General features: G+C 64.3%; 16 protein-coding genes and 1 pseudogene. 13 read left to right on the top strand and 4 right to left on the bottom strand.

What is annotated here, in order from left to right:
* Positions 1-18: 18 nt before the first annotated feature.
* The 5 genes from soxB (at position 19) to ACVIN2_RS22175 (ending at position 5,258) form a co-directional block, all read left to right on the top strand.
* Entirely contained in the window at positions 19-1,770 is a 1,752-nt protein-coding gene (gene soxB / locus ACVIN2_RS22195; protein WP_456767169.1) for a thiosulfohydrolase SoxB, read from the top strand.
* A complete protein-coding gene (locus ACVIN2_RS22190; RefSeq protein WP_456767168.1) occupies positions 1,767-2,225 on the top strand; it encodes a DsrE family protein in 459 nt (152 codons plus the stop codon). Before soxB ends, ACVIN2_RS22190 begins: the two co-directional genes overlap by 4 nt.
* Positions 2,226-2,497: 272 nt before the next feature.
* The gene (locus ACVIN2_RS22185; protein WP_027565962.1) at positions 2,498-3,535 is read left to right on the top strand and encodes an MBL fold metallo-hydrolase; all 1,038 of its coding nucleotides are present in this window, start codon (positions 2,498-2,500) and stop codon (positions 3,533-3,535) included.
* A 75-nt stretch (positions 3,536-3,610) separates the two neighbouring features.
* Positions 3,611-3,784 carry a hypothetical protein gene (locus tag ACVIN2_RS22180; protein ID WP_456767167.1) on the top strand — a complete coding sequence of 58 codons (174 nt, stop codon included), beginning with the start codon at positions 3,611-3,613 and terminating at the stop codon, positions 3,782-3,784.
* Positions 3,785-4,049: 265 nt separating this feature from the next.
* On the top strand, positions 4,050-5,258 hold the full coding sequence (locus ACVIN2_RS22175; RefSeq protein WP_456767166.1) for an MFS transporter: 1,209 nt from the start codon (positions 4,050-4,052) through the stop codon (positions 5,256-5,258).
* A gap of 77 nt (positions 5,259-5,335) precedes the next feature.
* On the opposite strand, the gene ACVIN2_RS22170 is transcribed toward ACVIN2_RS22175, so the two are convergent.
* Complete coding sequence (locus tag ACVIN2_RS22170) at positions 5,336-6,670, bottom strand: MFS transporter (protein ID WP_456767165.1); 1,335 nt, start codon at positions 6,668-6,670, stop codon at positions 5,336-5,338.
* Positions 6,671-6,815: 145 nt separating this feature from the next.
* Between ACVIN2_RS22170 and ACVIN2_RS22165 the strand changes: the two genes are divergently transcribed.
* From ACVIN2_RS22165 to ACVIN2_RS22150, 4 genes are read left to right on the top strand one after another with little or no spacing between them, the layout of a single operon-like run.
* Positions 6,816-7,469, top strand: coding sequence for an ABC transporter ATP-binding protein (locus ACVIN2_RS22165; RefSeq protein WP_456767164.1), 654 nt, complete (start codon positions 6,816-6,818; stop codon positions 7,467-7,469).
* Positions 7,466-9,928, top strand: coding sequence for an ABC transporter permease (locus ACVIN2_RS22160; RefSeq protein WP_456767163.1), 2,463 nt, complete (start codon positions 7,466-7,468; stop codon positions 9,926-9,928). Before ACVIN2_RS22165 ends, ACVIN2_RS22160 begins: the two co-directional genes overlap by 4 nt.
* Positions 9,918-11,000 carry a lipocalin-like domain-containing protein gene (locus tag ACVIN2_RS22155; RefSeq protein ID WP_456767162.1) on the top strand — a complete coding sequence of 361 codons (1,083 nt, stop codon included), beginning with the start codon at positions 9,918-9,920 and terminating at the stop codon, positions 10,998-11,000. Before ACVIN2_RS22160 ends, ACVIN2_RS22155 begins: the two co-directional genes overlap by 11 nt.
* 26 nt (positions 11,001-11,026) lie before the next feature.
* The gene (locus ACVIN2_RS22150; protein WP_456767161.1) at positions 11,027-11,413 is read left to right on the top strand and encodes an MAPEG family protein; all 387 of its coding nucleotides are present in this window, start codon (positions 11,027-11,029) and stop codon (positions 11,411-11,413) included.
* 63 nt (positions 11,414-11,476) lie between these two features.
* On the opposite strand, the gene ACVIN2_RS22145 is transcribed toward ACVIN2_RS22150, so the two are convergent.
* The 3 genes from ACVIN2_RS22145 to ACVIN2_RS22135 all read right to left on the bottom strand — a co-directional run bounded on the left by ACVIN2_RS22145 (position 11,477) and on the right by ACVIN2_RS22135 (position 17,324).
* Positions 11,477-12,670: an ABC transporter substrate-binding protein gene (locus tag ACVIN2_RS22145; RefSeq protein WP_456767160.1), complete on the bottom strand. Its 1,194-nt coding sequence runs from the start codon at positions 12,668-12,670 to the stop codon at positions 11,477-11,479.
* A gap of 275 nt (positions 12,671-12,945) precedes the next feature.
* Complete coding sequence (locus ACVIN2_RS22140) at positions 12,946-16,110, bottom strand: efflux RND transporter permease subunit (RefSeq protein ID WP_456767159.1); 3,165 nt, start codon at positions 16,108-16,110, stop codon at positions 12,946-12,948.
* The gene (locus ACVIN2_RS22135) at positions 16,107-17,324 is read right to left on the bottom strand and encodes an efflux RND transporter periplasmic adaptor subunit (protein WP_456767158.1); all 1,218 of its coding nucleotides are present in this window, start codon (positions 17,322-17,324) and stop codon (positions 16,107-16,109) included. Before ACVIN2_RS22135 ends, ACVIN2_RS22140 begins: the two co-directional genes overlap by 4 nt.
* A 390-nt stretch (positions 17,325-17,714) precedes the next feature.
* On the opposite strand from ACVIN2_RS22135, the gene ACVIN2_RS22130 reads away from it, so the two are divergent.
* From ACVIN2_RS22130 to ACVIN2_RS22115, 4 genes and pseudogenes are all read left to right on the top strand, one after another.
* Entirely contained in the window at positions 17,715-18,869 is a 1,155-nt protein-coding gene (locus tag ACVIN2_RS22130) for an iron-containing alcohol dehydrogenase (RefSeq protein WP_456767157.1), read from the top strand.
* An 18-nt stretch (positions 18,870-18,887) separates the two neighbouring features.
* Positions 18,888-20,438 carry an AMP-binding protein gene (locus ACVIN2_RS22125; RefSeq protein ID WP_456767156.1) on the top strand — a complete coding sequence of 517 codons (1,551 nt, stop codon included), beginning with the start codon at positions 18,888-18,890 and terminating at the stop codon, positions 20,436-20,438.
* 295 nt (positions 20,439-20,733) lie between these two features.
* On the top strand, positions 20,734-22,332 hold the full coding sequence (locus ACVIN2_RS22120; protein WP_456767155.1) for an ABC transporter substrate-binding protein: 1,599 nt from the start codon (positions 20,734-20,736) through the stop codon (positions 22,330-22,332).
* A gap of 35 nt (positions 22,333-22,367) precedes the next feature.
* Positions 22,368-23,316, top strand: a pseudogene (locus tag ACVIN2_RS22115) (ABC transporter permease).
* Positions 23,317-23,485: the final 169 nt, after the last annotated feature.

Here is a 23,485-nt window from a genome sequence, read left to right as displayed (position 1 = left end):
GGCGCGGAGAATTTCTGGATGGCGATCCGCCGCCGCGATTTCCTGAAGAATGCAGGCCTAGCTGCCGCATCGCTCAGCCTGCCACGGCTTGCGCGCGGTGCTGAGGCCGCGAGCATTTACGACCTCGAACGGTTCGGCAATGCGCGGATCCTTCACCTCACCGACACGCATGCGCAACTCAATCCGGTCTATTTTCGCGAGCCCAGCGTCAATATCGGGATCGGCGAGATGGCGGGACGGCCGCCGCATCTGGTCGGCCGCGCCTTCCTCGACCGTTTCGGCATCAGGCCCGACAGCGCGGACGCCTATGCCTTCAGCTGCTTCGAGTTCGAGAAGTCCGCAGGCCGCTTCGGCAAGCTCGGCGGCTTCGCCCATCTGAAGACGCTGATCGACCGCTTGCGCGGCGATGCCGGCGAAAAACACTCCATGCTCGTTGACGGCGGCGATCTCTGGCAAGGAACGGGACTCGCCAACATCATGCAGGGCCGCGACATGGTCGAGGCCGCAAACCTGCTCGGTATCGAGGCGATGACCGGGCATTGGGAATTCACCTACGGCGAGCAGGCGCTGCGCGACAATCTCGCGCGCTTCAAGGGCGAGTTTCTGGCGCAGAACGTTTTCCTGACCGAGGAAGCCGCATTCAACGACGCCCCCGCCTTCGACAAGGCGACGGGGCGCGTGTTCAAGCCCTCCGTGATCAAGGAGCTCGGCGGCCATCGCGTCGCGATCGTCGGCCAGGCCTTCCCTTACGTGCCGATCGCGCATCCCAAACGGTTCACGCCGGACTGGACCTTCGGCATCAGGGAGGAAGAACTCCAGAAGCATATCGACGGCTTGCGCGGCACCGACAAGGTCGATGCGGTGATCCTGCTGTCGCACAATGGCATGGACGTCGATCTCAAGCTCGCAAGCCGCGTCACCGGCATCGACGTCATCCTCGGCGGCCATACCCACGATGCGATCCCGCAGCCAATCGCAGTAAAAAATGCGAGCGGCACGACGCTCGTCACCAATGCCGGCTCCAACGGCAAATTCCTTGCCGTGCTCGATCTCGCGCTCGACAAGGGCAAGGTCGGCGACGTCAAGTATCATCTGCTGCCGGTCTATTCCGAGCTGTTGAAACCTGATCCCGCGATGGCCGAACTGATCGGCCGGTTGCGGGCGCCCTTTGTCACCGACTGGTTGGAGAAGATCGCGACGCCCGATCGCCTGCTGTATCGACGCGACAATTTCGCCGGCCCGGTCGACGAGCTGATCTGCAGCGCGCTGCGCACCGAGCTCAACGCCGAGATCGCGCTATCGCCGGGCTTCCGCTGGGGCGTCACCGGGCTGTCCGGCCAGGCGCTGACGATGGAGGATTTGCTCGCGGAAACCGCGATCAGCTATCCCGAGACCTATGTGCAGGAGATGACGGGAGCCCAGATCAAGGACGTGCTGGAAGACGTTTGCGACAACCTCTTCAATACCGATCCCTATTACCAGCAGGGCGGCGACATGGTGCGCGCCGGCGGGCTCAGCTACACCTGCATGCCGACGGCGGCGATCGGCAGCCGCATCTCGGAGCTGAAGCTCAATGGTGGCAAGGCGCTCAGTGCCAGCCACCGCTACAAGGTCGCGGGCTGGGCCTCGGTCAACGGCCAGCAAGGCGCGCCGGTGTGGGATGTGGTGGCAAAATATCTGCGCTCGGGCCGGATGTTTCAGGAGCGGCTCGGCTCCGGCGTCACGCTAAAGGGCGTCGAGGGTAATCCGGGCATTGCAGGACAGGGATGATGCGGTCGCAAACCCTATCCGCGATGCTGCTGGCGCTGTTCGCCTGGACGGCGGTGCCGCCGGCGTTCGCGCAACAGGTGCCGCTCCAGGACAAGCCGTTCGCCGAGCACAAGATCGTGCTGCAGCTCTCCGATGGCGATGCCAGGAAGCAAGCTCTGGTGCTCAGCGTCGCTAACAATTTGCTGAAAGCCTACGACCCCGACAAGGTCGCAATCGAGGTGGTGGCTTTCGGTCCCGGCATCGATCTCCTGTTGTCAGGCAGCGAGCGCCGCAAGCAGGTCGAAAGCCTGATCGCGCAAGGCGTACGCTTCGACATCTGCCTCAACACCGTTGACACGATCGAGCGGGAGACCGGCAAGCGGCCGGAGTTCATCCCTGCCGCCAAGCCGGTGCAGGTCGGGGTCGGGCAGATCCTGTTTCTCAGCGAGAATGGGTACACGGTGGTGCGGCCCTGAGCCTTTTGTCGGGGCAAAGCGTCGCGGCACAGCCGGTGTCATCGCTCGCGAAGGCGGGCGATCCAGTACTCCGAGACGGCGAGGGGTACGGAAAGGGCGCGGCGTACTGGATTCCCCGCCTTCGCGGGGAATGACAGCGGTGGCCAGGTGACGCCCACTCGCCCGTCACAGAAATAAAAATCTTCCAAATTTTGTTGCTTACACAGTGAATTGCTTCTCTTGTGAGCCCGAAATGTAGTAGAATCTCCGGGTAATCCACGCCGGGTCTTGCCATGATCTTCCGCCAGCTCTTCGACAGTGTTTCGGGTACCTACAGCTATCTCCTGGCGAGCCGCCCCGGCGGCGAGGCGCTGATCCTCGATCCCGTGCTGGAGAAGGTCGACCGCTACTGCCAGTTGCTGCGCGAGCTCGATCTCAAGCTGGTCAAGGCCGTGGACACCCATCTCCACGCCGACCACGTCACCGGCCTCGGCGAGCTGCGCGACCGCACCCATTGCATGACCGTGATGGGCGACCAGACCAAGGCCGACGTGGTGGCGATGCGGGTTGCCGACGGCGACAAGGTGACGATCGAGGGCCTGGCACTCGACGTGATGTACACGCCCGGCCACACCGACGATTCCTATTCCTATTTGATGGGCGACCGCGTCTTCACCGGCGACACGCTGCTGATCCGCGGCACCGGCCGCACCGATTTCCAGAACGGCTCGTCGCGCGCGCAATACGATTCGATCTTCAACCGCCTGCTCAAGCTGCCGGACGAGACCATGGTGTTCCCGGCGCATGACTACAAGGGCGACACCGTCTCCACCATCGGCGAGGAGAAGCGCTACAATCCGCGGCTCCAGGTGCGCTCGGTCGACGACTATATCGAGCTGATGGCCAATCTGAAGCTGCCCAATCCGAAGATGATGGACGTCGCGGTGCCCGCCAACATGCATGTCGGCCTGCATCAGGAGGAGCTGGAGAAAGAGGGCCGCGCGCTGCGCGCCGTCGAGGCGATCCGCAGCCTCGGCCGTCCCGATATCCTGCTGGTCGATTTGCGCGAGACCAACGAGCGGATGAAGCACGGCATGCTCGAAGGCGCGCTGCATACGCCCTATCCGTCCGTCGAGGACAGCCTCAAGCCCGGCGGCATGCTGCGCGAGGTCGCGGCCGCCACCGGCCGCCGCGTCGTGTTCTTCTGCGCCTTCGGCGAACGCTCTGCGATGGCGGTCGCCGCCGCCAAGGAGGCCGGGCTCACCAACACCGCCCACATCGCCGGCGGCATCGATGCCTGGAAGAAGGCCGGCGGGCCGGTGGTGCACTGACGACTTGAGATAAGTCAGGGACCGCACATATCTTCCGGATAGGATCGGGCGCAGCATCACCATCCGGGACCAGCCATGGCCAAGATCGGCAAGCCGAGCGCGCCGCCCAAAATTGCGGACGACACGCCAGCCAAAGACAAGGCGAAGAAGCCTCCGCCTCCGCCCGACACCGACGACGATGATTACGAGGACGGCGACATCGCGACACCAAAGCGCGACCGCTACGGGCCGGATGACGAGCCGTTTTGAGGGCTCGGCTCTTGCCTCGCTCTCAACTGTCGTCCTGGCGAAAGCCAGGACCCATACCGCGTGATCCCTCGATCGTGGACGGTGGCAGTACCGGACCACGAGTTTTCGCCAAACTGCTTCCTGGGGTAATGGGTCCTGGCTTTCGCCAGGACGACGATGGGCATTCAACTCGCCCACACTACCAGCCATGCGCCTGCGTTCATGGACAAATAACCGCTCTGGCCGATAGTTTGCGCGTCTCCAAAGGACGTGAAACGGAACTGCAATGGTCGACGTTCTCGCCGCACCGCAACAAGGCAAGGCGGACAGCGCGCTACGCACGCTGACGGGAATCTCGATCGCGCATTGGGTCAGCCATTTCCATCTGCTGGTCCTGCCGATGCTGTTTCCCTTCCTCAAGAATCAACTCGGCGTCGGCTATGTCGAGCTCGGCTTCGCGCTGACGGTGTCGGCCGTGGTGTCGGGGCTGACGCAGGCGCCGACCGGCTATCTCGTTGACCATTTTGGCGCGCGAAGGATTTTGCTGGGCGGTCTCACCCTCGGCGGCCTCGCGCTGATCCTGCTTGGTCTGCATCTCAGCTACACCTCGCTGATCGCCTGCGCCGTACTGCTCGGGCTCGCCAACAGCGTCTATCATCCGGCCGATTACGCCATCCTCGCCGAGCACATGGACGAAGCGCGGATGGGACGCGCCTTCTCGATCCATACCTTTGCCGGATATTTCGGCGGCGCGGTGGCACCGGCGATCGTCGCCGCAATGGTCACCGTATCAGGCGGTGCCGGTGCGCTGATCGCATCGGGCGTGATCGGCGTTCTGGTCGCGCTGTTGCTGGTGACCATGAACATCCCCGATGCCGGCGCGCACAAGGCCAAGCCGGGCACCGAGAACGCACCTAAACAAGCCGTGATCACGCCGGCGCTGATCACGCTGACAGCGCTGTTCATGCTGCTCAGCCTGTCGGTCGCCGGCATCAACAATTTCGGCGTGGTGGCGCTGATGAGTGGCTATGGCGTCACCTATTCCGCGGCCAACGTCGCGCTCACCGCCTTCCTCGGTGCAAGCGCCGCCGGCGTGCTCGCGGGCGGCTTCCTTGCCGACCACACCGAGCGCCACGGCTATGTCGCCGCCGCCTGCTTTGCCGCGAACGCGGCGATCGTGCTGCTGATCGCGCTGGTCACGCTGCCGGGCTGGGCGCTGACCGCCACGATGGCGGCCGCGGGATTCCTCTCCGGCGTGATCGCGCCCTCGCGCGACATGCTGGTGCGCAATGCAGCACCTCCCGGCGCGGCCGGCCGCGCCTTCGGCATCGTCTCCACCGGCTTCAATCTCGGCGGCATCGTCAGCCCGCTGCTGTTCGGCTGGATCATGGACCAGAGCGCGCCGCATTGGGTGTTCGGGGCGTCCGTGATTTTCATGGTCGCGACGGTGGTGCTGTCGCCGTTCACGGAGCGGAAGCGGCGGCCGCAAACCTAGTCGTGGTCCCGGCCTGGAGCGCAATTGCGCGCCAGGCCAGAACGACGATTGTAATCGGGTTTGGCGGAGCCCGTCCTTTACGTCGGCGACACCGCGCTCTTCAACGGCGCGGCCTGCGGCGTAGCTCCACCGGTGAGCCTCGCCTTTTCCGTGTTCGGCCAGAGCAGGAGCAGCCCGAGCAGGCCGGAGCCGACCATGATCGCGGCGTTGATGGTGAAGCCGGTCATGTAGCCGTCGAGCATGCTGCCGGCGCGCTGGATCACGCTGCCCATCACCAGCGGCGCCACGATGCCCGAAAGCGTATAGAGCGCACCGTAGATCGCGAGAACCGCGCCGCGCTGCGAGGTCGGCGTGAACTCGCCGAGCATGGGCGGGCAGACGACGTAGATCGCGCCGCACAGGCCCGAGCCGACCACGAGCAGGGCGATCTGGAGGCCGGCACCCTGGACGTGCGGCATCATCGCGAGGATCAGGCCGCCGACGATCAGCGGCACCGAGCCGAGCACGCCGCGGGAGATTCGCGACGTGTAGCCGCGTGCCAACATCACCTGCGAGATCCAGCCCGTGAGAATGACGATCGTCGCCCCGAACACCCAGGGAAGGATCGAGACGAAGCCCGCCTGAGATTGCGAGAAGCCGAGGCCCTTGACGATGAAGGGCGTGAACCAGGTGAGCCCGAGCGACAGCGCCCAATAGGCGCCGAAGGTCGCGGTCACACAGCCGATGAAGGTGCGCGATGTCAGAAGCTGGAGGTAGGGTATTTTAGGTTCGATGACGGCCGATGCGTGGGTGTCCAGCGGGCCTTCCTTGCCGAGTGCGAGCCAGGCAGCGACCCAGATCAGGCCGACGATTCCAAGCGCACCGAACGCATAGTGCCAGGAATGATTGACGATGATCCAGTTCAGCGCCGGGACCGCCAGGATCACGCCAAAGGCCGAACCCTGCGACAGGATCGCGGTCGGCATCGTGCGCTTCTCGTCGGGGAACCATTTGTAGACCGCGTGCATCGCCACCGAGGCCGCCGGGCCTTCGCCGGCGCCGAGCACGATGCGGCAGATCAGGAGCGTGGTGAAAGAGACGGTGCCGACCATCGGAAACTGCGTCAGCGCCCAGATCACCGCGAGCGTCAACAGCACCCAACGGGTCGGGACCTTATTGACGATGAAGCCGACCACGATCGCCGAGATCGAGAACAGGAAGAAGAACGACGAGCCGAGCAGACCGAACTGCTCGGGCTCGAGCTTCAGCTCGGTCATGATCGGAACGCCCGCGAGACCGACGACGATCTTGTCGGCGAAGTTCACCAGCATGAAAAGAAACAGGAGAAATGTAACGGTCCAGGCCCCCTTAGGCGTTTCCTTGGACATCCCTGTCATCTTGCCCGCCGCGGGCTGCGTTGCCTGAGCGCTCATCGTTCTCCCCGTCGTCCCTTTTTGGCACTTTTTTGATGTGGTCCTCTCAGGAGCTAACAACGGCTTCCATACCAACGCAACCCGGCATTTCCGCAGCAAGTGTGCTACGCAGCAATTCCGCTAATTCCGTCCGGCGCCATTCATCGTGCTGAGCATCCGAAACCTCTCCAAGACGTTCTCTTCGGCCGGTGAACCGGTCCATGTCCTGCGCGGCGTCGATCTCGACCTCAAGGCCGGTGAACGCGTCGCACTGACCGGCGAATCCGGCAGCGGCAAGAGCACGCTGTTGCACCTGATCGCAGGGCTCGATGCCGCCGATGGCGGCACGATCCACCTGGAAGATACCGAGGTCACCAAGCTGTCCGATGCGGGACGCGCGGGCCTGCGGCGCGACCGGATCGGCCTGGTGTTTCAACAGTACAATTTGATCCCGAGTCTGTCGGTCGGTGACAATCTGGTGTTTCAGGCGCGGATCGCGGGCCGGTACGACGCAGCTTGGTACGAAGAGCTGATCGAGCGTCTCGGGCTTGGCGGCCTGCTCAAGCGTTATCCAGAACAATTATCGGGCGGACAGCAGCAACGGGTCGCGATTGGCCGGGCCCTGGCGACAAAGCCGTCGTTGCTGCTGGCGGACGAGCCTACCGGCAATCTCGACGAGGCCACCGCCGAGGACGTGTTGGCCCTGACGCGCGACCTCGTCACGCGCACCGGCTGCGGCTTTCTGATGGTGACGCACAGTCTGCATCTGGCCGCGACGCTCGATCGCCACGTCAACCTGCATGCCGGGCGGATCGCATGAGGCGCGCGCTCTGGGTCCTCGCCGTGCTGCTCAGTCATTGGCGGCGCCACAAGATGCAGTTCGCGACGCTCCTGATCGGGTTGATTGCGGCGACCGCGCTGTGGAGCGGCGTGCAGGCGATCAACCAGCAGGCCCGCAATGCCTATGACCGCGCCGCGGCAACCTTCGGCGGCGCGCGCACGCCGATGCTGGTCGCACCTGATGCCGCGACCTTTTCGCAGGAATTGTTCGTCAAGCTCCGCCGCGCCGGCTGGCCGGTCTCGCCGATGTTGGAGGGACGGGTCCAGGTCAACGGGCGCTCAGTCCGGCTGCTCGGCATCGAGCCGGTGACGCTGCCGGTCGATGTCGGCAACGCACCGCGCCTCGGCGCCGCCGATCTCAGCAGTTTCGTCGCGCCGCCGGGCCAGACGCTGGTGGCGAAGGAAACGCTGACCGATTTGCAGGAGCGGGAGGGCGCGGCACCAGCGATCAGCAACGGGGCAAAACTGCCGCCGCTGCGCGTGCTGCCGCAGCTTGTGCCCGACGTGCTCGTGGTCGACATCGGCGTGGCGCAGCGACTGCTCAACAAGCCTGACCAGATCTCGCGACTGCTGATCGGCAAGCCGAAGGGCAAGCCAGCACCCTTGGCGAGCGTCGTCGGCGACCGCTTGCAGCGGGTTGAGCCGGATGCGGAGACCGAGCTGGAGCGCCTCACCGACAGCTTTCACCTCAACCTCACGGCGTTCGGCCTGCTGTCGTTCTTCGTCGGTCTTTTCATCGTCAATTCAGCCGTCGGTCTCGCCTTCGAGCAGCGGCTGCCGATGCTGCGCACGCTGCGGGCCTGCGGTGCCTCGGCGCGACTGGTCAACACTGTGCTGGTGGTCGAGCTCGTGGCGCTGTCGCTGATCGCAGGCCTGATCGGGCTTGCCTGCGGCTATTTCATTGCGGCCGCGCTCTTGCCCGACGTCGCAGCATCCCTGCGTGGACTCTATGGCGCGCAGATCCCGGGGCAGCTCAGCTTGCGACCTGAATGGTGGCTCGCCGGGATCGGCATCAGCGTTGTGGGCGCGCTGGTGGCCGCGGCGACCAGCCTGATCAAGGCTGTCAGGATGCCGGTGCTGGCGACCGCGCAGCCGCGCGCCTGGCAACAGCGGCAGCGCCGTTGGCTGATCCTGCAAAGCGGAGCTGCCTGCGCCGTGTTCGCGGTCGCGCTGTTGCTGCTCCAGTACGGGCAATCGCTGATCGCGGGCTTTGGCGTGCTGGCAGCGCTGATGCTCGGCGCCGCGTTGATCCTGCCGGCCTTCCTCGACATCATCCTGCGTACCGGGCAGCGTTTCGCGCGAAAACCGCTTGCGCTGTGGTTCTGGGCGGACAGTCGGCAGCAGCTCTCGGGTTTGTCGCTGGCGCTGATGGCGCTGCTGCTCGCGCTCGCCGTCAATGTCGGGGTGTCCACCATGGTGGAAACGTTCAGTCGCACCTTCATCGGCTGGCTCAACGGGCGGCTCGCCGCCGACGTCTACATCAGTGCCTCCGACAATGCGAAAGGCGTCGCGATCCGCAACTGGCTGAAGGAGCGCCGCGATGTCGAGGCGATCCTGTCGGGCGGACGCGCCGAGACCCAGGTGCAGGGCGAGCCTGTGGAGCTGCTCGGCCTGCCCGATCACGCGCTCTATCGCGAGCGCTGGCCGCTGCTCGAAGCCGCGCCCCGTGCCTGGACACAACTCATACCCGGCAATGCCGCGTTCATCAGCGAGCAACTGAGCCGCCGCCTCAACGTCCGCGTCGGTGACGTCATCGAGGTGCCGGCGCCGGGCGGGACCTGGGAGCTCGACATCGTCGGCATTTATGCCGACTATGGCAACCCCAAGGGCCAGCTTGCCGTGAATGTCGCGGCGCTGATCCGGCAATTTCCGCAGACGCCGCAGACACGCATCGGTCTGATCGTCGCGAAGCAGAATATCCCCGGCCTGATCACGGCGCTGCAGAAGCAGTTTGCGCTCGACGACCGCAGCGTCGCCGACCAGGCGACGGTGAAGGCGGAATCGATTCGGATCTTTAACCGCACTTTTGCGGTGACGTCGGCGCTGAACGCGTTCACGCTCGGCGTCGCCGGGATCGCGCTTCTGACCAGCCTTCTCACGCTGGCGAACTCGCGCCTGCCGCAGCTTGCGCCGCTCTGGGCGATCGGCATCACGCGGCCGCGCCTTGCGGCGATCGAATTAACCAAGACGCTGTCGGTCGCGCTGTTCACCTCGCTCCTGGCCGTTCCGCTCGGCCTGCTGGTGGCATGGTGCCTGATCGCGATCGTCAACGTGAAGGCGTTCGGCTGGCGGCTGCCGTTCCATGTGTTTCCGTTGCAACTGGTCGAGCTGGTCGCAGTCGCGCTGTTCGCCTCGTTGCTTGCCGCGCTGCTGCCGATGATCCGACTGGCCCGAATGCAGCCGGCGAGCCTCGTCAAGGTGTTTGCCAATGAGCGCTGACAGGATATCGCGGCGCACCTTCGCCGGCGGCATCGCCGCACTCGCGGCAGTCCGCCGCGCGGGCGCGCAAGGCTATGCCGGGCTCGGCGAGACGGCCGATGGCTTTGCCAAGGTCACACCGGGAAAGACGTTCGCCTTTCCGGACGATCACGGGCCGCATCCGGAGTTTCGCATCGAGTGGTGGTATCTCACGGCGAATCTCGTCGATAGCAGCGGCGCGGCTTGCGGCCTGCAATGGACGCTGTTCCGCCAGGCGACACAGCCGGGGCCGCAGGGCGAAGGCTGGGCCAATCAGCAGGTGTGGATGGCGCATGCGGCGGTGACGCGCGCCGACACTCACCGCTTCAACGAGCTGTTTTCCCGCGGTGGTGTGGGCCAGGCTGGCGTCACCGCGAAACCGTTCTCAGCCTGGATCGACGATTGGGCGATGAACGGATCCGAGCGTACCGAGGATCGCACCCTGGCGCCGCTGACGCTGAAGGCCGCTGGCACCGGCTTCAGTTACGCGCTGACACTTGAGGCCGATCGTCGGGTGGTGCTGCAGGGCGACGGCGGCTACAGCCGCAAGTCGGAGCGCGGACAGGCCTCCTATTATTACAGCCAGCCGTTCTACCGCGCCCGCGGCACGCTCACCATCGACGACAGGACGGTCGATGTGTCTGGCCAGGCCTGGATGGACCGCGAATGGAGCAGCCAGCCGCTCGACGCCGACCAGACCGGCTGGGACTGGCTGTCGCTGCATCTCGCGTCCGGCGACAAGCTGATGCTGTACCGGCTGCGCCAGAAGGACGGCAAAGATTATCCGTTCGGCAACTGGATCAGCGCCACAGGCGACACGCACATGATTGCGGGCGACGACATCCAGATGAGTCCGAAGGCGACCGCCGAGGTCGCGGGACACAAGCTGCCGGTGGAATGGCAGATCGCGATCCCCTCGCGGTCGTTCTCCATTCAGTGCAAGCCGCTCAATCCAAAGGCGTGGATGGGGACCGGCTTTTCCTATTGGGAAGGACCGATCAGCTTTGCCGGCACGCATGACGGCGTTGGCTATCTCGAGCTGACCGGCTATTGAACCGGGACTCTTCAAGGAACCGAGCGATGCATCACCTCACCGCCCTCGTCACGCTGCTGGCAATCCTGTTCTACTTCTTCACCACCATCAACGTGTCGCGCTCGCGCACCAAGACCGGCGTCAAGGTGCCGGCAATGTCTGGCCATCCGGATTTCGAGCGCGCGTTCCGGATCCAGATGAACACGCTGGAATGGATGCCGATCTTCCTGCCGTCGCTCTGGCTGTTTGCGATCTACATCAGCGATGCCGGCGCGGCGGCGATCGGCGCGGTCTGGATCGTCGGCCGCATCGTCTACTTCATCGGCTATTCGAAGGCTGCGGCAAAACGCGGCCCGGGATTCTTTATTCAGGGCATCGCGGCCATCGCGCTGTGGGCGGGGGCGCTGGGAGCGGCGGTGCTGCGGCTGGTGTGAGGGGCGGGTTGCGAAGACTTCCCCGCCGTCGTCCTGGCTTTCGCCAGGACGACATGGAGACCCCTACTTCGTCAGCGGACAGCCGCTCTCCTTGGCAGTGAAGAACGCCTTCTCGCCGGGAACGACCGCGAGCTGCTTGTAATAGTCCCAGGGCTTTTTCGATTCCGAGGGCTTCTTGACCTCGAACAGATACATGTCGTGGACCATGCGGCCGTTCTCGAGCACCTTGCCGCCTTGCGCGAAGTCGTCGTCGACCGGCAGTTCCTTCAGCTTCTTGGCGACCGCATCCGGATCCTTAGTGCCGGCGGCTTTGACCGCCTTGAGATAGCTCAGCGTCGCCGAATAGGTGCCGGCCTGGATCATGTTCGGCATCCGGCCGGTGCGCTTGAGAAAGCGTTCGCCGAGATTGCGGGTGCGGTCGTTGACATCCCAGTAATAGCCCTCGGTCAGCACCAGGCCTTGCGCGGCCTGGAGTCCGAGACCGTTCACTTCGGCGAGCGTCATCAAGAGGCCCGCGAGCTTCTGGCCACCGGAGACGATGCCGAACTCTGAGGCCTGCTTGATCGAGTTGGTGGTGTCGAGGCCGGCATTGGCAAGGCCGACGATCTTCGCCTTCGAGCTCTGCGCCTGGAGCAGGAAGGAGGAGAAGTCCGAAGAGTTGAGCGGCACGCGCACCGAACCAAGCACCTTGCCGCCATTGGCGGTGACGATCTCGCTGGTGTCCTTCTCGAGCGCATAGCCGAAGGCGTAGTCCGCGGTGAGGAAGAACCAGCTGTCGCCGCCGGCCTTGGTCAGCGAGCCGCCGGTGCCGACGCCGAGCGCGCGGGTGTCATAGGCCCAGTGAAAACCATAGGGCTGGCAGGCATCGCCGGTGAGGCGCGAGGTCGCAGCGCCAACCACGATGTCGATTTTCTTCTTTTCCTTGGAAAGCTCGTGGATCGCGAGCGCGACCGATGAGGTCGTCAGCTCCGTGATCATGTCGACGTTCTCGACATCGTACCAGCGCCGCGCGATCGAGGTCGCGAGATCCGGCTTGTTCTGGTGGTCGGCGGTGACGAGCTCCACCTTCTGGCCCAGCACCTCGCCGCCGAAATCCTCGATAGCCATCCTGGCGGCCTCGACCGACCATTTGCCGCCGTAATCGGCGTAGACGCCGGACTGGTCGTTGAGGATGCCGATCTTGACGCCTTGCGCAGAGGCCGGCGCGGCCGCCAGCAAGGCCGAAATTGCGACAGCGGCCAAAAGTGCTGATTTCATGTGTTAGCTCCCAGCAGTTTTCTGTTTTGAAATCGCGCGGATACTAGTGAAGAACCCCGGCGGTGCCCATCCATTTCGGCCTAGGCCGTTAGTATGGGCGCGGCCATTTTTGATGAATTGCCGTCGTCCTTGGACAAGCGAGCGGAGCGAGCGCTGATCCAGGACCCATTACCCCAGGGAGCAGTTTGGCGAAGTCTCGGAGTTAGCAGCTCGCACAGCAACCACTCCCTGGGGTAATGGGTCCTGGCTTTCGCCAGGACGACATTGGAGAGGAATCAGGCCACCGCCGTCGGCTTGCCCTCGTTCTTCCCCTCGGCCAGGTTCCGCACCACGACGTAGAAGATCGGCGTGAACAACAGCCCGAACAGGGTGACGCCAATCATGCCGAAGAACACGGCGACGCCGACCGCTTGCCGCATCTCCGAGCCCGAGCCGGACGAGATCACCAGCGGCAGCACGCCAAGGATGAAGGCGAAGGAGGTCATCAGGATCGGCCGCAGGCGAAGGCGGCAGGCGTCGATCACGGCCTCCAGCCGCGGCTTGCCTTCCTTCTCGATGTCGCGGGCGAACTCGACGATCAGGATCGCGTTCTTCGCCGCCAATCCCACCAGCACGACAAAGCCGATCTGGGTGAGGATGTTGACGTCCTGCCCCATGATGCGCACGCCGATGGTGGCGGCCAACAGGCACATCGGCACGATCAGGATCACCGCGAACGGCAAGGTCCAGCTGCCATATTGGGCGGCGAGCACGAGATAGACGAACAGCACGCAGATCGGGAACACATAGAGACCCGCATTGCCGCCCGTGATCTGCTGGTACGACAGATCGGTCCATTCGAAGGTGAAGCCGCTCGGCAGAGTGTCGTCGGCGAGCTTCTTGATGGCGTTGAGCGCGGTGGTCGAGCTGGTGCCCGGCGCCGGCTCGCCCTGGAGTTCGGATGCCGCGTAGAGATTGTAGCGCGCGACGCGGTCGGGGCCGGAGACGTCCCTGAACTCGACCACGCTGCCGAGCATCACCATGTCGCCAGAGGCGTTGCGCGTGCGCAACCGCGAGAGATCGCTGGGCTCTTTGCGGAACGGAAAGTCCGCCTGCGCGGTGACGTGGTAGGTGCGGCCGAACAGGTTGAAGTCGTTGACATAGGTCGATCCGAAATAGGTCTGGATCGTGTCGTTGATGTTGGCGATGGGAACGCCGAGCTTCTGCGCCTTGGTGCGGTCGATGTCGACGAAGAGCTGCGGCGTGTTGGCCGAGAACGGCGAGAACACGGAGGGAGCGAGCAGCAAGGGCGATTTGCGCGCCGCGGCGACAAGCTCGTCAGTAGCCGCGGCGAGCATCTCCGGCCCACGGCCCTGGCGGTCCTGGATGCGGATGGTGAAGCCGCCGCCGGTGCCGATGCCGGGCACGGCCGGCGGCGGAATCACGATGATGAAGGCACCCTGAATCGCGGCCAGGCGTTTGCGCAGCTCGACCGTGATGGCGTTCGCGGACAATCCCTTCTTGATCCGCGCCTCGGGCTCGTCGAACACCGGGAAGAGCGCCGCCGCATTGCCGGCCTGCGTCCGCGTCGCGCCGGAGAAGCCGGCGAAAGCGGCGACGCGGATGATACCCGGCGTATCCAGCGCGATCCGCTCGATCTCGCGCACGACCTCGGTGGTCCGCGCCAGCGAGGCCGCGCCCGGCAATTGCACGGAGATGATGACGTAGCCGCGGTCCTGCGCCGGAATAAAGCCTTGCGACGTGGTCCCGATCAGCCAGCCGGCGCTGCCGATCAGCACGACGTAGATCAGGATCATCACCGCCGAATGCCGGATCACGAAATTGGCCAGGCCCGCATAGCCATGCGCGAGACGGTCGAACACGCGGTTGAAGACGCCGGTGAAAGCGTTCCAGCCGCGTGCGAGGATATTCCAGCGCGCCGGCGGCCGCTTCTCCTCGTGCGGAACGAGAAGAAGCGAGGCCAGCGCCGGCGACAGCGTCAACGAGCAGAAGCAGGAGATTGCGGTCGCGACCGCAATGGTGACGGCGAATTGCTGGAAGAATTGCCCGGAGATGCCGCCCAGAAACGCGGTCGGGACGAACACCGCGCAGAGCACCAGCGCGATCGACACCAGTGCTCCGCCGACTTCCTCCATGGTCTTCAGCGCGGCATCGCGCCGGCTCATGCCATGCTCGAGATGCCGCTCGACATTCTCGACCACCACGATGGCGTCGTCGACGACGATACCGACGGCGAGAACGAGACCGAACAGCGTGAGATTGTTGATGGAGAAGCCGAGCGCCGCCATCACCGCGAAGGTGCCGACCAGCGACACCGGGATCGCGATGATCGGAATGATCGCGGGCCGCCATCCCTGCAGGAACACCAGCACGACGACGACCACGAGCAACATGGCTTCGTAGATGGTCTTGATCAGCTCGTGGACCGACTGCGCGATGAACTCGGTCGGGTTGTAGCCGATATTGAAGTCGAGGCCTTTCGGAAAGGTCTCCTTCAGCTTCGTCATCGTGTCCGAAATGTGCTTCGCGGTCGCGAGCGCGTTCGATCCCGGCCGCTGCGTCACCAGCATGGCGACCGCCGATTTGCGCAGCAGGAAGCTGTTGGTGGAGTACGCGAGAGCACCGAGCTCGATACGGGCGACGTCGCGCAGGCGCACCGTGCGGCCGTCGGAGCCGGCCTTGATCAGGATGTCCTCGAACTGCTTCTGGTCTTTCAATCGCCCGGTGAAAGTGAGGTTCGGCTGGAAGGCGCGGTCGGCGATCGGCGGTTCGGCGATCTGGCCGCCCGCGATCTGCACGTTCTGCGCACGGATCGCGGCGAGCACTTCGGCCGACGTCAGGCCGAGATTGGCGATCCGGTCAGGATCGAGCCATAGCCGCATCGAATAGTCGCGTGCGCCAAAGATCTGGATGTCGCCCACGCCGTCGATCCGCAGCAGCTGGTCGCGGACCTGCAGCAGCGCGTAGTTGGAGATGTAGAGCTGGTCGAAAGTGTCGTCCGGCGACAGCATGAACACGACCATCAGGATGTCGGGCGAGTTCTTGCGTGTGGTGACGCCGTTGCGCTGAACCTCTTCAGGCAAACGCGGCTGCGCGATCGCGACGCGGTTCTGCACCAGCACCTGGGCCTTGTCGAGATCGGTGCCGAGCTTGAAAGTGACGGTGATGGTGAGCTGGCCGTTCGAGGTCGCCTGGCTGTAGAGATATAGCATGTCTTCGACGCCGTTGATCTCCTGCTCGATGGGAGCTGCAACCGTGTCGGACACTGTCTGCGCGGAGGCGCCGGGATATTGCGTGGTGACGACGACGGTCGGCGGCACCACTTGCGGATATTCGGAGACCGGCAGCGTGGTGTACGCCAGCGCGCCGACGATCAGCAGCACGATCGACAGCACCATCGCGAGAATGGGCTGGTTGATGGAGAGGCGGCCAAGGTTCATGACTTGTCACCGGGCTTGCCACCGGCCGGCGCTGGCGCAGTCTGCGGGGCAACCTTGGCGCCGACACGGGCGCGCTGGATGCCGTTGACGATGACGCGGTCCTCGGCCTTCAGCCCCTCGCGGATCACGCGCAAGCCGTCGTCGAGCGGCCCGAGCGTCACGGGACGCGCCTCGACAGTGTCGTCCGGCTTCACCACGAACACGATCTTACGGGACTGGTCGGTCGCAACCGCGACGTCGGGAATCAGCAGCGCCTCATAGGGCGCGCTGCCGATCAGGCGGACGCGACCGAACTGACCCGGCAGGATCGACAGATCGGTGTTCTTGATCACGGCGCGGCTGCGCAGCGTGCCGGTGGAGACATCGAGGCGGTTGTCGAGGAAATTGATGCTGCCTTCACGGGATGGTTTCGTCTCGCCGGCGAGCGTCACCTGCACCGGGTTCGCCGTATCGCGCGAGCTCGGGCGGCGGCCTTCGAACCACAGCTTGCTGTATTTGATGAAGGTCGCCTCATCCATGTCGAAATAGATATAGATCGGGTCGAGCGTCACGATCGAGGTGAGCAGCGTCGACGTTCCGGTATCGCTGCCCTGCACGAGATTGCCAGGGCTGACGAGATGGCGGCTGACGCGGCCGGTCAGCGGCGCCGTCACATGCGTGAATTCGATATTGAGCTTGGCGACTTTGAGCGCACCCTCGGCCTGTGTTTCGGCAGCGTGCGCGGCCTGCAAGGCCTGACGGCGCTGATCGACAACCTGCTCGGAGACGGCACTGGTCTGCACCAGGCTCAAACCGCGATCGAGCTCCCGCTTTGCAAGCTCCACCTTGGCACGCGCATCGGAAAGCTGCCCCTCCGCCTGCGTAGCCACCGCCTCGAACGGACGTGGGTCGATGACATAGAGCAGATCGCCCTGACGCACGATGGCGCCATCCTGGAATTCGACAGAGTTGACGAACCCGCCGACGCGCGGGCGGACCTGCACCTCCTCCATGGCCTCGAAGCGGCCGGTGAACTCGTCCCAATCGGTGACGGTGCGCTTGACCGGCTGGGCGACGGTCACCGGCGCGGGCGGCGGCGCGGCCGCTTGCGGGGTCGGCTGGCCACAGCCCGCAAGACCGAATGCCGCGGCGAGAAGCCCCGCGATCACACGAGGTCGAGGCGAAACGAAATCGTGCCTTTTGGCAAACTGCTCGCTTCCGTCCGGTCCGTTCATCCCAGGTCCTCGCATAAAAACCGCGGAAATAGCAGGGTACGCCTGTACCCGCGGGCGCCACAAGATGGGTTTCGATCATGAACTCTTCAAGACCACCGCACGCGCAATGCTCGGGGGCATGCCCTGGCCGGATGACGGGTTGACAGGTCCTTCTTCGCCTCTCCCCGCCTGCGGGGAGAGGCCGGATCGCGGACGCGATCCGGGTGAGGGGAGCCTCCGCGAGTCCGACTGCCACCGTGATTGTTGAGACAGCCCCTCACCCCAACCCTCTCCCCGTAAGAACGGGGAGAGGGGGAGAAAAAGCCCAGCGTCTTCGCGCATGACGAATGCCGCCAGCGCGGTTAGACTACCCCCCACAAAAATAAGTCGAATTGTCCGGGGAGGACAGGCGTGCACCAGGGACGTGTCGTTTACGGCGCGATCGAGGAAATCGTGTTCGGCCACCCCGCGGCCGAGGCCGTGGTCGCGCAGATGGAGCGGCTGGGGACGCGCCGTGCCTTCCTGATGGTCTCGGGGACGCTCAACCGCCAGACCGACGAAATTGCCAAGATCAAACAGGCCCTAGGCACAAATTGCGCGGGCGTCTTCGATGCCATGCCGGCGCACACACCGCGCGAGGCGGTGATCGCCGCCACCAATGCGGCGCGCGACGCGGGCGCCGACCTGATCGTCACCGTGGGCGGCGGCTCGATCACCGACGCCGCCAAGGCGGTGCAGCTCTGCCTCGCCAACGGCATCGACGATGTCGACGGCATCGAGCGTATCCGCGTGCACAAGGGCGTCGCGCCCGAGATGAAGGCGCCGACCGTGCGTCAGATCAGCGTCCCGACCACGATCGCCGGTGGCGAGTTCAGCTCGATCGCAGGCGTCACCGACCGCACCGCCCGTGTGAAACAGATGCTACGGCATCCGCTCGCAGTGCCGCGCGCGACCATCCTCGATCCCGCCATCACCGTGCACACGCCGGAATGGCTGTTCCTCTCGACCGGCATCCGCGCCATCGATCATTGCGTCGAGGCGATCTGCTCGCGCGAGACGCATCCCTATGCCGACGCGCAGTCGGTGAAGGGCCTCGCGATGCTCGCCGACGCGCTGCCGCGGGTGAAGGCTGACCCTGCTGACCTCGACGCACGCATGGATGCGCAGATCGGCACCTGGCTATCGATGGGCGCGCTCGCCGCCGGCGTGCCGATGGGCGCGAGCCACGGCATCGGCTACGTGCTGGGCGCAGCCTTCGACGTGCCGCATGGCTACACCTCCTGCGTCATGCTGCCGGCCGTGATGCGCTGGAATGCACCCGACAATGCCGAACGCCAGATGATCGTCGCGGCCGCAATGGGCTTTCCCGGCCACAAGGCGGCCGACGTGCTCGATGCCTTCATCCGCTCGCTCGGCATGCCGCGCAGCCTCGCCGATGTGCAGGTCTCGCCGGAGCATTTCGACGCCATCGCGGACGCTGCGATGCGCACGAACTGGATCCCGCGCAACCCGCGCAAGATCGACGGCCCCGCGCAGGTGCGCGAAATCCTGCTTCTTGCCGCATGATCTAAAGCCGGAGGACCGATGTACCCAGGTCAGCATGCCCGCCTGCGCCCGCTCCAACCCGCCTTCATTATGGCGGTAACCGGCGAGGCCGTCACCTATCGGGAGCTCGATGCGCGGAGCAACCGGCTGGCGCATTTGTTCCGCAAGCACGGCTTGAAGCGGCTCGACCATTATTCGATCTTCATGGAGAACAATTCCCGCTACCTCGAAGCCTGCGGCGCGGGCGAGCGCTCCGGCCTCTACTACACCTGCATTAACTCGTTCCTGACGCCGGGCGAGCTCGCTTATCTCCTGGTCAACAGCCAGTCGAAAATCCTGATCACGTCGGTTGCGAAGCTTGAGATCGCGCGCGAAGCCATCAAGGTCTGTCCCGACATCAAACTGTGCATCGTCGCCGATGGCCCCGGCGAGAGTGAGCGCATCGTCGGCCTCACCGAGGTGACCGCCAACCTGCCGAAGACGCCGATCCCGGACGAATGGCTCGGCACCGCTATGCTGTATTCATCGGGCACGACGGGACGGCCAAAAGGGATTCTGCGACCCCTTCCGGAGGAGCCGCCAAAGCACAATCTGCCGTTGTTCGATTTCCTGACCAAGCTTTGGCAATACCGCGAGGGCATGATCTACCTCTCGCCGGCGCCGCTCTATCATTCGGCGCCGCAGGCCGCCGTGAACCTCACGATCCGGATGGGCGGCACCGTCATCATCATGGAAAATTTCGATCCCGAGCGTTACCTCCAGCTCGTGCAGCAATGGGGCATTACTCACACCCAGCTGGTGCCGACGATGTTCTCACGCGTGCTCAAGCTGCCGGAGGCGGTGCGCACGCGCTATGACCTGTCGTCGCTCGAAATCGCAATCCATGCCGCCGCGCCCTGCCCGGCCCTGGTGAAGGACGACATGATCAAATGGTGGGGACCGATCATCCACGAATATTACGGCGCGACCGAAGGCCTTGGCTTCACCGCCTGCGACAGCGCGGAATGGCTCGCCCATCGCGGCACCGTCGGCAAGGTGCTGCTCGGCGAGCTCCATATTCTCGACGAGACCATGAAACCATGCCCTACCGGCACGCCAGGACAGGTCTGGTTCAAGACGGCCTCGCCTTTTGAATATTTCAACGACCCGGAGAAGACCAAGGAGGCGCGCTCGGCCGACGGCAGCATGAGCACGGTCGGCGACGTCGGCTATGTCGACGAGGACCGCTTCCTTTATCTCACAGACCGCGCGACCTTCATGATCATCTCGGGCGGCGTGAACATCTATCCGCAGGAGTGCGAGAATCTGTTGATCACCCATCCAAAGGTTGCGGACGCCGCGGTGTTCGGCGTGCCCAATCCCGACCTCGGCGAAGAGGTGAAGGCGGTGGTGCAGCCGATGCCCGGCATCGTGCCGGGCGAGGCGCTCGCCGAAGAGCTGATCGCGTTCTGCGGGGCGTCGCTGTCGCGGCAAAAGGTGCCGCGCTCGGTCGATTTCGAGAAGGAGTTGCCGCGGCTGCCGACGGGGAAGCTGTACAAGCGGCTGCTGCGGGACCGCTATTGGGGGAACAAGGCGTCCAGGATCGTGTGAGGACCGCTGTCGTCCTGGCGAAAGCCAGGACCATACCGCGTGATCTCACGAGTAGAGAAGGTAGCAATACCGAGCGACCAATCTTCGCCAAACACCTCCCTGTGGTAATGGGTCCTGGCGTTCGCCAGGACGACGCCGGAGGGTCGTCTCACAATTTATGAGAGAAATCCCCTGCGGCCTTGCGTCATCCGAATTGCCGAGAGGCCGCCCGTCCTTGCCGGTTGCCTCCCCGCACACGCGTCGCTATCGTCCACTCAAGCAGGCCGCAAAAGGCTAATGTCCAGGGAGGACGAGGATGCGGAGCGTACGAGCGCTCGCCGCGACGGCGGCGCTATCTTTGCTTGCGTTTTCGACCATTGCACTCGCCGGCGAGCCCAAGCAGGGCGGCATTTTGCGGATGTACCACCGCGACAGTCCCGGCAACGCCTCGATCCACGAAGGCGCGACCTACTCGCTCAATGTTCCCTTCATGCCGGTGTTCAACAACCTCGTCATCTACAAGCAGGACGTGGCGCAGAACAGCATGGACACGATCGTGCCCGAGCTCGCCGAGAGCTGGGCCTGGGTCAACGACAACAAGACACTGACCTTCAAGCTGCGCCAGGGCGTGAAGTGGCACGACGGCAAGCCGTTCACCTCGGCGGACGTCAAATGCACCTTCGACATGCTGATGGGCAAGTCGCAGCAGAAGTTCCGGCAGAACCCGCGCAAGAGCTGGTACGAACAGGTCAACGATGTCTCCACCAACGGCGATCTCGAGGTCTCCTTCAACCTGAAGCGGCCGCAGCCTTCGCTAATTGCACTGCTCGCCTCGGGCTACACGCCGGTCTATCCCTGCCACGTCTCACCCGGCGACATGCGCACGCACCCGATCGGCACGGGCCCGTTCAAGTTCGTCGAGTTCAAGGCAAATGAATCGATCAAGCTGACTCGCAATCCCGATTATTGGCGCAAGGGGCGGCCCTATCTCGACGGCATCGAGTTCACCATCATCCCGAACCGCTCGACCGCCATTCTCGCCTTCGTCGCCGGCAAGTTCGACATGGCCTTCCCGACCGAGGTGAGCATCCCGCTTCTCAAGGACGTCAAATCGCAGGCGCCGAACGCGGTCTGCGTGGTCGAGCCCAACAATGTCGCGACCAACATCATCGTCAATTCGTCCGCGCCGCCGTTCGACAATATCGACATCCGCCGCGCCATGGCGCTGTCGCTCGACCGCAAGGCCTTCATCTCGATCTTGTTCGAGGGCCAGGGTGACATCGGCGGCACCCTGCTGCCGCCGCCGAACGGGCTGTGGGGCATGCCGAAAGAGATGCTCGAGACCATTCCGGGCTACGGCCCCGACATCAACGCCAACCGCGAGGAAGCAAAAAAGTTGATGCAGAAGGCCGGTTATGGACCGGACAAGCATCTCGCGGTCAAGGTCTCGACCCGCAACATCCCGGTCTATCGCGATCCCGCGGTGATCCTGATCGACCAGCTCAAGAGTATCTATATCGACGGCGAGCTCGACGTGGTCGAGACCGCGAACTGGTTCCCGAAGATCGCGCGCAAGGACTACATGCTCGGGCTCAATTTGACCGGCAATGCCGTCGACGATCCTGACCAGTCCTTCTACGAGAACTATTCCTGCGGCTCCGAGCGCAACTACACCAATTACTGCAACAAGGAGATCGAGAAGCTGTTCGACGTGCAGTCCCAGGAGACCGACGTCAGCAAGCGCAAGAAGCTGGTGTGGGACATCGACAAGAAGTTGCAGGAGGACGTCGCCCGCCCGATCATCTTCCACGCACGGACCGGCAGCTGCTGGCAGCCTTACGTCAAGGGCGTGACGGTGATGTCGAACAGCTCGTATAATGGATATCGGTACGAGGATGTCTGGATGGACAAGTAGCGCGGGCGGCTGACGGGTTCGACGGGAGGCGATGCATGTTTGCCTATCTGGTGCGGCGCCTGTTGCTGATGCTCGTGACCCTGTTCGGGATCTCGGTCGTCATCTTCTTCCTGCTGCGTATCGTCCCCGGCAACATCGTCGACATCCTGTTTGCCGCGGCCGGCTATGTCGATCCCGCGGACAAGGCCAATCTGGAAAAAGAGCTCGGCATCGACCAGCCCTTGGTGGTGCAATATTGGCACTGGATCAGCGGCTTTCTGCGCGGCGATTTCGGCTACTCCTACGTCTCGGAGAAGCCGGCGCTCCAGGAGATCCTGCCACGGATTCCGATCACCGCACGGCTCGCCGGGCTGGCGCTGTTGTTCTCGGCGTCGATCGGCATTCCCCTGGGGCGTCATCAGCGCGGTGAAGCAGGGAACGAGGCTCGATTACGCGTTGCGTGTGGTGAGCCTCAGCGGATTGTCGCTGCCTTCGTTCTGGCTCGGCCTGCTCATCCTCACCGCCTCGGTCGCGATGTTCAACCAGATGCCGATCTTCAATCCGAATCCGGCGACCTGGCTGGAAGCCTTCGCGACCTATGCCGTGCCCGCCGCCGCCGTCGGCTTCCGTAGCGCAGCGCTGACCATGCGCATCACCCGTTCCTCGATGCTGGAGGTGCTGCGGCAGGACTATATCCGCACCGCGCGTGCCAAGGGCGCATCGGACGCCGCCGTGAACTATCAGCATGCGCTGAAGAACGCGATTTTGCCCGTCATCACCGTGATCGGCATCGAGGCGGCGTTCCTGATCGGCGGCCTCATCGTCACGGAGACGGTGTTCAACATCCCCGGCGTCGCGCGCTTCCTGGTCGAGGCGATCCGCTGGCGCGATTATCCGATCGTGCAGAACCTGGTGATGCTGATTGCCATCGTCGTGGTGAGCGCGAATTTCATCGTCGACATGCTGTACGCCGTGTTCGACCCGCGCATCAGGTACACGGATTAGCCCGATGACCATCGCTCACACTACGCTCACGCGTTCCTTCACCTCTCCCCGCTTGCGGGGAGAGGTCGGATTGCGCAGCAATCCGGGTGAGGGGGAGCTTCCGCGAGTCCAACTGCCACCTTCCCCGCGGAGAGCCCCCCTCACCCCGACCCTCTCCCCGCGCGCGGGG

The sequence above is a fragment of the Bradyrhizobium sp. USDA 3650 genome (assembly GCF_054057395.1).
The sequence above is the reverse complement of the archived record's forward strand: the minus strand, read 5'-3'. Positions and strand labels throughout refer to the sequence as shown.

Coding starts and splice junctions, on each gene's coding strand:
- soxB (WP_456767169.1), top strand. CDS start 19: ATGGCGATCCGCCGCCGCGATTTCCTGAAGAATGCAGGCCTAGCTGCC.
- ACVIN2_RS22190 (WP_456767168.1), top strand. CDS start 1,767: ATGATGCGGTCGCAAACCCTATCCGCGATGCTGCTGGCGCTGTTCGCC.
- ACVIN2_RS22185 (WP_027565962.1), top strand. CDS start 2,498: ATGATCTTCCGCCAGCTCTTCGACAGTGTTTCGGGTACCTACAGCTAT.
- ACVIN2_RS22180 (WP_456767167.1), top strand. CDS start 3,611: ATGGCCAAGATCGGCAAGCCGAGCGCGCCGCCCAAAATTGCGGACGAC.
- ACVIN2_RS22175 (WP_456767166.1), top strand. CDS start 4,050: ATGGTCGACGTTCTCGCCGCACCGCAACAAGGCAAGGCGGACAGCGCG.
- ACVIN2_RS22170 (WP_456767165.1), bottom strand. CDS start 6,670: ATGAGCGCTCAGGCAACGCAGCCCGCGGCGGGCAAGATGACAGGGATG.
- ACVIN2_RS22160 (WP_456767163.1), top strand. CDS start 7,466: ATGAGGCGCGCGCTCTGGGTCCTCGCCGTGCTGCTCAGTCATTGGCGG.
- ACVIN2_RS22155 (WP_456767162.1), top strand. CDS start 9,918: ATGAGCGCTGACAGGATATCGCGGCGCACCTTCGCCGGCGGCATCGCC.
- ACVIN2_RS22150 (WP_456767161.1), top strand. CDS start 11,027: ATGCATCACCTCACCGCCCTCGTCACGCTGCTGGCAATCCTGTTCTAC.
- ACVIN2_RS22145 (WP_456767160.1), bottom strand. CDS start 12,670: ATGAAATCAGCACTTTTGGCCGCTGTCGCAATTTCGGCCTTGCTGGCG.
- ACVIN2_RS22140 (WP_456767159.1), bottom strand. CDS start 16,110: ATGAACCTTGGCCGCCTCTCCATCAACCAGCCCATTCTCGCGATGGTG.
- ACVIN2_RS22135 (WP_456767158.1), bottom strand. CDS start 17,324: ATGAACGGACCGGACGGAAGCGAGCAGTTTGCCAAAAGGCACGATTTC.
- ACVIN2_RS22125 (WP_456767156.1), top strand. CDS start 18,888: ATGTACCCAGGTCAGCATGCCCGCCTGCGCCCGCTCCAACCCGCCTTC.
- ACVIN2_RS22120 (WP_456767155.1), top strand. CDS start 20,734: ATGCGGAGCGTACGAGCGCTCGCCGCGACGGCGGCGCTATCTTTGCTT.